Origin of the sequence: Mycobacterium marseillense (assembly GCF_010731675.1) — a bacterium.
GTDB classification, from domain to species: Bacteria; Actinomycetota; Actinomycetes; order Mycobacteriales; family Mycobacteriaceae; genus Mycobacterium; species Mycobacterium marseillense.
Map to the genome: position 1 here is coordinate 623,262 of NZ_AP022584.1, position 8,977 is coordinate 632,238.

6 protein-coding genes are annotated in these 8,977 nt (G+C 66.2%); all 6 read left to right on the forward strand.

What is annotated here, in order from left to right:
* The first annotated feature begins 62 nt into the window (after positions 1-62).
* Positions 63-830 carry a 3'(2'),5'-bisphosphate nucleotidase CysQ gene (locus G6N26_RS02860; RefSeq protein WP_082991404.1) on the forward strand — a complete coding sequence of 256 codons (768 nt, stop codon included), beginning with the start codon at positions 63-65 and terminating at the stop codon, positions 828-830.
* Between the two features lie 44 nt (positions 831-874).
* A complete protein-coding gene (gene mshC / locus G6N26_RS02865) occupies positions 875-2,110 on the forward strand; it encodes a cysteine--1-D-myo-inosityl 2-amino-2-deoxy-alpha-D-glucopyranoside ligase (protein WP_083018426.1) in 1,236 nt (411 codons plus the stop codon).
* A gap of 544 nt (positions 2,111-2,654) precedes the next feature.
* Positions 2,655-5,312 (forward strand): helix-turn-helix transcriptional regulator, encoded by a 2,658-nt coding sequence (locus G6N26_RS02870; protein ID WP_083018480.1) that lies wholly within the window; start codon positions 2,655-2,657, stop codon positions 5,310-5,312.
* 117 nt (positions 5,313-5,429) lie between these two features.
* Positions 5,430-5,612 carry a hypothetical protein gene (locus G6N26_RS02875; protein WP_083018424.1) on the forward strand — a complete coding sequence of 61 codons (183 nt, stop codon included), beginning with the start codon at positions 5,430-5,432 and terminating at the stop codon, positions 5,610-5,612.
* 130 nt (positions 5,613-5,742) lie between these two features.
* The gene (locus G6N26_RS02880) at positions 5,743-8,409 is read left to right on the forward strand and encodes a helix-turn-helix transcriptional regulator (RefSeq protein WP_232067526.1); all 2,667 of its coding nucleotides are present in this window, start codon (positions 5,743-5,745) and stop codon (positions 8,407-8,409) included.
* Between the two features lie 319 nt (positions 8,410-8,728).
* Entirely contained in the window at positions 8,729-8,962 is a 234-nt protein-coding gene (locus G6N26_RS02885) for an MbtH family protein (protein ID WP_067169325.1), read from the forward strand.
* Positions 8,963-8,977 lie beyond the last annotated feature (15 nt).

Below are 8,977 nucleotides of genomic sequence, written 5' to 3' on the forward strand. Positions count from 1 at the left end.
CGCGGCGCGGCGTCGGCGATACTGAACCGGTGAGCCATGCCCCCGACGACGAGTCGGACGAGATGACCGATGCCGCGCTGGCCGCCGATCTCGCCGCCGAAGCGGGGGAGTTGTTGCTCAAAGTCCGCGACGAAGTCGGCTTCGGCTATCCGTGGGCGCTGGGCGACGCGGGTGACAGCCTGGCGAACGACCTGATCCTGCGGCGGCTGCGCGTCGAGCGGCCCGGCGACGCGGTGCTGAGCGAGGAGGCCTACGACGACGGGGCCCGGCTGCAGCACGACCGGGTGTGGATCATCGACCCGCTGGACGGCACCCGCGAGTTCTCCACGCCGGGCCGCGACGACTGGGCGGTCCACATTGCGCTGTGGCAGCGTCCCAGCGACGGTCGGCGCGAGATCACCGACGCGGCGGTGTCGTTGCCCGCCCGCGGCAACATCGTCTACCGCAGCGACACCGTGACCGCCGGCACCGCGCGCGTCGGCGTCACCGACACCATTCGCATCGCCGTCAGCGCCACCCGCCCGCCGGCGGTCCTGCACCGGATGCGGCAGGCGCTGCCCATTCAACCCGTCGCGATCGGCTCGGCGGGCGCCAAAGCGATGGCCATCATCGACGGCGACGTCGACGCCTACGTGCACGCCGGCGGCCAGTGGGAGTGGGACTCGGCCGCCCCGGCCGGGGTGGTGATGGCCGCCGGGATGCACGCCTCGCGGCTCGATGGGTCACCGATGCGCTACAACCAGCTCGACCCGTACCTGCCCGACTTCGTGATGTGCCGCGCCGAGCTGGCACCGATCCTGCTGGGCGCCATTCGCGACGCGTGGCGCTAAGGGCGATTCCGGGCCGCATCGTCCTCGCGCTTAGGCTGATTGCCATGCAGTCGTGGTCTTCCCCACAGGTTCCCGCGGTGCCGGGACGCGGCCCGGAGCTTCGGCTGTATGACACCTCTGACCGGCAGGTGCGTCCCGTGGCGGCCGGATCGACCGCCACGATGTATGTCTGCGGCATCACCCCGTACGACGCGACCCACCTCGGCCACGCCGCAACCTATCTGGCATTCGATCTCGTCTACCGCCAGTGGCTGGATCTGGGCCACGACGTCCACTACGTCCAAAACGTCACCGACGTCGACGACCCGCTGCTGGAGCGGGCCGAGCGCGACGGCATCGACTGGCGCGAGCTGGCCGAGCGCGAGGTGTCGCTGTTCCGCGAGGACATGGCGGCGCTGCGCATGCTGGCGCCCCGGGACTACGTCGGGGCCACCGAGGCGATCGCCGAGGTCGTCGAGTTGGTCGAGAAGATGCTGGCGTCCGGGGCGGCGTATGTCGTCGAGGGCGACTACCCGGACATCTACTACCGCGCCGACGCCACGCCCCAGTTCGGCTACGAGTCGGGCTATGACCGCGACACCATGCTGCGTCTGTTCTCCGAGCGCGGCGGTGACCCGCAGCGGCCCGGTAAGACCGATCAGCTCGACGCGTTGCTGTGGCGGGCGGCGCGCCCCGGGGAGCCCAGCTGGCCATCGCCGTTCGGCGAGGGCCGGCCCGGCTGGCACGTCGAGTGCGCCGCGATCGCGCTCAGCCGCATCGGCAGCGGCCTGGACATTCAGGGCGGGGGCAGCGACCTGATCTTCCCGCATCACGAATTCACCGCCGCGCACGCCGAATGTGTCCGCGGCGAAAGGAGATTCGCGCGCCACTACGTGCACGCCGGGATGATCGGCTGGGACGGACACAAGATGTCCAAGAGCCGCGGCAACCTGGTGCTGGTGTCGACGTTGCGCGCCCAAGGCGTCGAGCCCGCGGCCATCCGGCTGGGGCTGCTGGCCGGGCATTACCGCGGCGATCGCTATTGGAGCGAACAGGTGCTCGACGAGGCCGTCGCGCGGCTGCAGCGCTGGCGCACCGCGACCGCGCTTCCGGCCGGCCCGGACGCCGCCGATGTGATTGCGCGGGTGCGCCAATATCTGGCCGACGACCTCGACACCCCTAAAGCGCTTGCCGCACTTGATGGTTGGACAACCGATGCGCTCGAATACGGTGGCCACGACACCGAGGCGCCCCGGCTGGTGGCCGCCGCGATCGACGCGCTCCTGGGAGTGGCCCTGTAATCGCGGCGGCATCTCCCCGTGATGCCGGCAACCGGCCCGTCGCACTGCCGCGACGTGTTTGCTGCAGCTCTGGGGCACGTGCGACCGTACTTAAATGTTTGCTGACCAACCTTAAATATTTGCCGTGGTCCTCCTATGAAACAGCTGTATAACCAGCAAGAAAAATTTACATATGCGTCGAATTCCACTGGCTGAACTCCTTTGCTGAAGTTGTGAAATCGGCGTATATTTTTTGGCAACGACTGGACCAGAGAAGGAGTGAGGTCCGGTGCATACGAGGAGCCGAGCAGCGCAGCCGTCAGCGGGCCTTCTGCTGCGTCGATTGGCAACTCGTGACCGTAGTGAGCCGCATAGGCGTGGTGTAGCTGCTACCGCTGGGTCGATCGGCCCAACTAAGCAATGAGACGTCACCGCAACGGGATGTGGCTTTATGAACGCAACTTTTCTCAACCTCAGGGCACCGATACGCCCTTGCCAGAGCTAGGGCTTTCACGTGTCGGGGGAGGTCCGGTCGACCTGGCCCATCGTCGGGCGAGATCTAGAGCTGCGGCGGTCGCTGGCGGCGTTGAGCAGCGACGAATTTCACGGGGTGGCGCTGGTCGGCGACAGTGGGGTAGGTAAGTCGACGCTGGCGCGCATGCTGGCAAAAACCGTTGAGTCCGCGGGACGTACGGTGCGATTCGCCTTGGGCACCCAAACCGGTCACGCTGTGCCGCTGGGTGCGTTTTCCCGGGTGGTGAGCCTCGGGGTGGCACACGAGCCGGCAATCATGCTGGCCGCTGCGCATAACACTTTGGGTCAAGACAAGAACTTGGTCGTGGTGGTCGACGACGCCCAGTTGCTCGATCCGTTGTCCGCCACCTTGGTTAATCAACTTGCCGCCGGCGGCGGAGCTCGGTTGATCGTGACGATCCGGTCGGGTGAGCCGGTGCTGGATGCGGTGACCGCGTTGTTGAAAGAGCGCCTGTTGCTGACGGTTCACGTCGATCCGTTCACCCCTGAGCAGACCGCCCTGCTGGCGGGTGCGGTTCTAGGTGGGCCGGTCGATTTTCGTTTGGTTGATGAGCTGTTCAAGGGCAGTGCGGGAAATCCATTGCTACTGCGTGGTTTTCTGATCGCGGGCCGGGAAAGCGGGGCCTTGGTTCTCACCGAGGAGGGCTGGCAACTTCGGGGTCCGTTGCGTGCCGATCGTGAACTTCGTGATGTTTTGGAGTTTCGGTTATTGTCGCTGAGCCCAGAGGAGTTGGAGGTGGTGGAGATCTTGGCCACCGCCCAGCGGCTGAGGTGGGAGATCCTGCGTGATATCTGCGATGCCGACGCGGTGGCCGCTCTGGAGCGCCGCGGTCTGATCCAGTTGGTTGCCGATGGGTCCCACACCGTCGCGCAGTTGAATCACCCCACGCTCGGTGAAGCGGCGACCCGCCATTCCGGGATGGTGCGGTCTCGGCAACTCAACGGCAAATTGGCACGAGCCCTCCAAAAACATGAGCGGGCGGAGGGCCGACTACACAAGTTGCGCGGCCCGGAGGGCCGAATCCGGTTGGCTCAGTTCATGATGCGAAGCGACGTGAGGCCCGACCTCAACCTGGTCGCCGAAGCAGCGTCGGACGCGCTGGCGATGTCGAGCGTCGCGCTGGGCGAGGAGTTGGCACGGTTCGCGGTCGATCGTGGTGGTGGCTTGCCGGCCGCGTTGGTGCTTGCCGAGGCGGTGAGTTGGCAGGGACGCGCCGAAGAAGCCGATTCCGTGCTTGTCGACGCCGAACCCAGCGGCGACGACGAGTGGCTGATGGCGCGATGGGGATGCTTGCGCGCCGCCAACTTGGCATGGGGCTGCGGAGACGTTGAAGCCGCCACCCGGGCGCTCGATGACGTGAAGAAGCGGGTGGCGTCCGAGGCCGGCACCCAGCTAATCAACGCGCTCGAGGTATCCATGGGCTACTTCCGCGGCGACGTTGAGACGACTATCGAACTCGGGCTGGGTTTGTGTGAGTCCGATTTGTTGCCGATAGCGGCCGTGTGGGCGGCATTCCCCACATGCGGTGCCCTGGCGGCGGCGGGCCGGTTTGCCGACGTCAGCCGCATAGCCGACCTCGGGCTACGTGCGGCGCCGCTGTGCGGCCTCGGGCCGCATCAATTCAACATCGGGATGATGGAGGTCATGGCCGCGACCGCCGCCGGCGATGGCCGTGCGGCAGAGCGGATCTATAAGCGTTATGCCGCAATGGCCGTCGGCCTTCCTGAAGCGAAGGCCATGGTCGATGCGATGCTCGGGCTCGTGCAGGTTGCGCGTGGTGAGCTCGCGTCAGCGTGCGCCGCATTCGTCGACTCGGTTGCGGTGTTCGCTCAGGGTTTTCCGTCGCCGTGGTTGGCCCTGGTGGCCGCCCGCCATGCCCAGGCGGAGGGCGAGCGGGGAGACAGCCTGGCGGCCGCTGCGGCCTTGTGCCGTGCGGACAAGGCCTACGGACCGCATGTCGCGGTGTTCTTGCCCGAGCTGGAGCTCGCCCGGGCCTGGGAGCGCGCGTCTGTCGGCGACACGGCGACCGCCCAGACGCATGCGGTTCAAGCCGCGCAAATCGCGGAGGCAGCCAGGATGCACGCGGTCGAGCTGCGGGCACGCCATGCGGCTGTGCGGTTCGGCGATCGTTCGCAGGCCAGGCGCTTGGAGCGGCTTGCCCGCATCCTGAGCACCGCCCTGGCCGAGGCGGTTGTCGACCATGCGCGCGGGCTGGCGCAGTATGACGGCGGTCTGCTCGATTCCGCCGCACAGCAATTCGCTGATCTCGGCGCCTTGACGTTCGCCGCCGACGCATCAGCGCAGGCGGCCGGCGAGTATGCCCGCAGAGGTGAACGCGGTGAGAAGTTCGAGTCGTCGACGTGGGCGCACGCGCTGGCCAGCCAATGCGGGTCGCGTACGCCGGCGGTGGTAGCGGCGGCGTCCCCGCTCCCGTTCAGTGGCCGTGAGCGCCAGATCGTGATGCTGGTCGCCGCCGGATTGTCCAACCGTGAGATCGCCAACCGACTGGTGATTTCGGTGCGCACGGTGGAAGGGCACCTCTACCGGATCTTCGCCAAACTGGGCATCAACACCCGCGACCAACTCGTCTGCCTGACACGCAAAGAGCCGTCCACGCGACGGGAGTTGTCAGTGCTCGGTGACGACTCGCTGGGTTACCGGAGCCTCGATCACCCTCGGACTGGCTGAGTTTTCGCTGACGGCTCTTGCGGTTCTACGCGCCCACACTCTATCTGCGCGCGCGTACCACTCCACTTGGATGTGGTTGCCGACGATGCCCGCTTCAGGGGCCATACGCTCCCGCACATGAGAGGCAGTCAAAAGCGCATGGTCGCGATCGTCGACCACCATGTCGACCCGTCGGGATCCGCAGTGGCGGCCGCGCCGATCCTCGAGGACCGGCTCACCTTGTGCCGCACGGGTAGGACCTCGGCTTCGTCTGATTTCTTCCGGCTTTATCTGGCGGCAGCGAGCTCAGGCTTTATGTAGCGGCGGCGAACTCACAATGTCTCGTCCGGCAGATGAGAACGGCACCGGCTCGTTGCGGACGGCAAGAGGACCGGAGCCACTTCTCCGACCTTGCCGGAACCTCGGGGGGAGTAGAGAGGTGCGTCATCCGATGCAGCGCTTGAATGGCTCGACGTGGCCCATGGTGGCGCGCGATGACGAGTTCCGGCGCGCGGTGGCGGCACTGAACAATGGAGAGTTCGTCGGGGTGGCCCTGGTCGGCGAGAGTGGGGTGGGCAAGTCGACGCTGGCGCGCATGCTGGCGAAGGCGGTCGAGTCAGCGGGCCGTACGGTGCGATTCGCGTTGGGCACTCAGACGGGTTGTGCCGTTCCGTTGGGCGCGTTTTCGCGGGTGGTGAGCCTTGGGGTGGGACATGAGCCGGCGGTGATGCTGGCCGCTGCGCATAACACGTTGGGTCAGGACAAGAACCTGGTCGTGGTGGTCGATGACGCGCAGTTGCTCGATCCGTTGTCGGCGACGCTGGTCAACCAGCTCGCGGCCAGCCGCAGTGCGCGGTTGATCGTGACGATCCGATCCGGTGAGCCGGTGCTGGATGCGGTGACTGCGTTGTTGAAAGAACGCATGTTGTTGACCGTGCGCATCGATCCGTTCACCCGCGAGCAGACGGCGTTATTGGCCGGCGCCGTTTTGGGCGGCCCCGTCGACGCGGGCTTGGTCGACGAGTTGTTCGAGCGAAGTGCCGGAAATTTGTTGCTACTGCGCGGTTTTCTCACCGCCGGGCGGGAAAACGGGACGTTGGTCTGTACGGACGAGGGGTGGCAACTTCGGGGTCCGCTGCATGCGGATCGCGAACTTCGCGACGTGTTGGAGTTTCGGCTGCAATCGCTCAGCCCGGAGGAGCTCGAGGTGGTAGAGGTCCTCGCCGTCGCCGAGTTGCTCGACTGGGAGAACTTGAGTGATATCTGCGATGCCGAGGCGATGGCAACTTTGGAGCGCCGCGGACTCATTCAATTGGTGGCAGACGGATCCCACACGCTGGCGCAGTTGAATCACCCCATGCTCGGTGAAGCGGCGATCCGGTATGCGGGAACGGTGCGGGTCCGGCAACTCAACGGCCTATTGGCGAAAACCCTGAGAAGACATCTGCGTGGACCACCGCGGCGGTCGCAGTTGTCAGACCTGCGGAGCCGGATTCGGCTGGCCCAGTTCATGATGCGAAGCGACTTGGATCCCGACCTCGATGTGGTCGTGAAGGCGGCGGCAGGCGCGCTGGCGATGTCGAATGTGGTGCTGGGCGAACAGTTGGCGAGGTTCGCGTTCGATCGTGGCGGTGGTCTGCCCGCCGCACTGGTGCTGGCCGAGGCGCTGAGTTGGCAGGGCCGCGGCGAGGACGCCGAGGCCATCCTTCTCGACGTCGACATCGATGACGTCGACCAGTCGATGATCGCGCGGTGGGGCTGCCTGCGCGCTGCCAACCTGGCATGGGGATGCGGTGATGTCGAAACCGCTACGCGCGTACTGGCCGAGGTAAAGGCGAGTGTTTCAGCCGAGGCGGCCGTCTGCCTGATCGATGCGTTACAGCTGTCAATCGGGTTCTTCTCCGGCGACGTTGAGACGACGATCGAACTTGGACCGCACCTGTGCGATTCGGACGCAGTGCCGATGGCGACGGTGTGGGTGGCGATCGCGACGTGCGGCGCTCTGGTGGCGGTGGGGCGGTTTTCCGACGTCCGCCGCATAGCCGATGCCGGGCTACGCGCGGCCACGCTCTGCAAAGCGGGATCGCAGCGGTTCGCTATCGGGCTGGCCGAGGTCATGGTCGCGACGGCCGCCGGTGATTATTCGGCGGCCGACCGGATCGCCAGCCGTTACGCCGCGATGGCCGCGGGTCTCCCCGCGGCCGAGGCCATGGTCGACGCGATGCTCGGGCTGGTGCACGTCACCCGCGGTGAGCTGTCGTCGGCGTGCGCCGCTTTGGGGCGGTCGATCTCTCAACTGTCCCAAGGCTTTCCGTCGCCGTGGTTGGTGGTGGTGGCCGCGCTGCATGCCCAGGCCGAGGGCGCGCGGGGCGACAGCGAAGCGGCCGCTGCGGCGTTGAGACGTGCGGAGGAGGCCTATGGGCCCCACGTTGCGGTGTTCTTGCCCGAGCTGGAGCTCGCCCGGGCCTGGGAGCGAGCAGCCGCGGGTGACACCACGGCCGCCCAGACGCACGCGATGCGGGCGGCGCAAATCGCCCAAGCCGCCGGGATGCACGTCGCGGAAATGCGGGCACGCCATGCATCCATTCGTTTCGGGGATTGTGGGCAGGCCGCGCGAGTCGAGGAACTCGTCGGAATCATGAACACCGCATCGGCACAGGCGGTCGCCGACCATGCCCGCGGTCTGGCGCAACGCGACCCCGCCCTGCTCGACGCCGCGGCACATGAGTTCGCTGATCTGGGCGCACTGGGTTTCGCCGCCGATGCGTCGGCGCATGCGGCCAGCGAACATGCCCGCCAGGGCAACCGCCGCAAGGAGATCGAGTCGTCGACGTGGGCGCACGCCCTGGCCGGGCAATGCGAATTGCGCACACCGGCGCTCGAGGCCGCAGCGCGCCCGCTTCCCTTCAGTGCTCGTGAGCGTCAGATCGTGCTGCTGGTCGCGGCCGGGTTGTCCAACCGTCAGATCGCCGACCGGCTGGTGATTTCGGTGCGCACGGTGGAAGGGCATCTGTACCGCCTGTTCACCAAACTCGGCGTCAACCATCGCGACCAGCTCGTTCAGCTCCTCAACCTGGATCTGGCGGGGGCCCGGGACGACAACCCCAACGCGTCCTGACGGAAGCGTAAACGCCGAATCTAGAAGCCTCGACGAAAAACGCTGTTGTGGAATGCAATCGGCGCCAACGCACCCATTTTCGGTGAGTATCTCGCTGTCGCCGAACGAGGCACCACTCGGCGGGCCCACGCCGACCACTCTATGTGCAGGCTCTGACTACGCTACCGACTTGATAAGCCTGACAACAGGATTGAAACCCACGACGCTCTGGATCATGCACTTCGCCTAGGCCGTTTCGGCGCCCAGCCCTAGAGCGCCGGTCAAAAAAGTTAGTGCACTGAACTGTTCGGCTCGTGCGACAGCGAATTTTGGAGGACTCGTGAGTATCAATCCGTTCGACGACGACAATGGCACCTTTTTCGTCTTGATCAACGACGAAGAGCAACACAGCCTGTGGCCGGCTTTCGCCGAGATTCCAGATGGCTGGCGGATGGTTTACGGCGAAGCGGATCGCGCGGCGTGCCTGGAGTACATCGAACAGAGCTGGCCCGATATCCGGCCGAAGTCTCTACGGAACAGGCTGGCGGCAGCGCACTCGGGTACGGGCAAGTAAGCCGCAAAGGGAATC

Excerpts from the sequence above, each read along its gene's own strand:
- G6N26_RS02860 (WP_082991404.1), top strand. The coding sequence starts at position 63 with ATGACCGATGCCGCGCTGGCCGCCGATCTCGCCGCCGAAGCGGGGGAG.
- mshC (WP_083018426.1), top strand. The coding sequence starts at position 875 with ATGCAGTCGTGGTCTTCCCCACAGGTTCCCGCGGTGCCGGGACGCGGC.
- G6N26_RS02880 (WP_232067526.1), top strand. The coding sequence starts at position 5,743 with ATGCAGCGCTTGAATGGCTCGACGTGGCCCATGGTGGCGCGCGATGAC.
- G6N26_RS02875 (WP_083018424.1), top strand. The coding sequence starts at position 5,430 with ATGAGAGGCAGTCAAAAGCGCATGGTCGCGATCGTCGACCACCATGTC.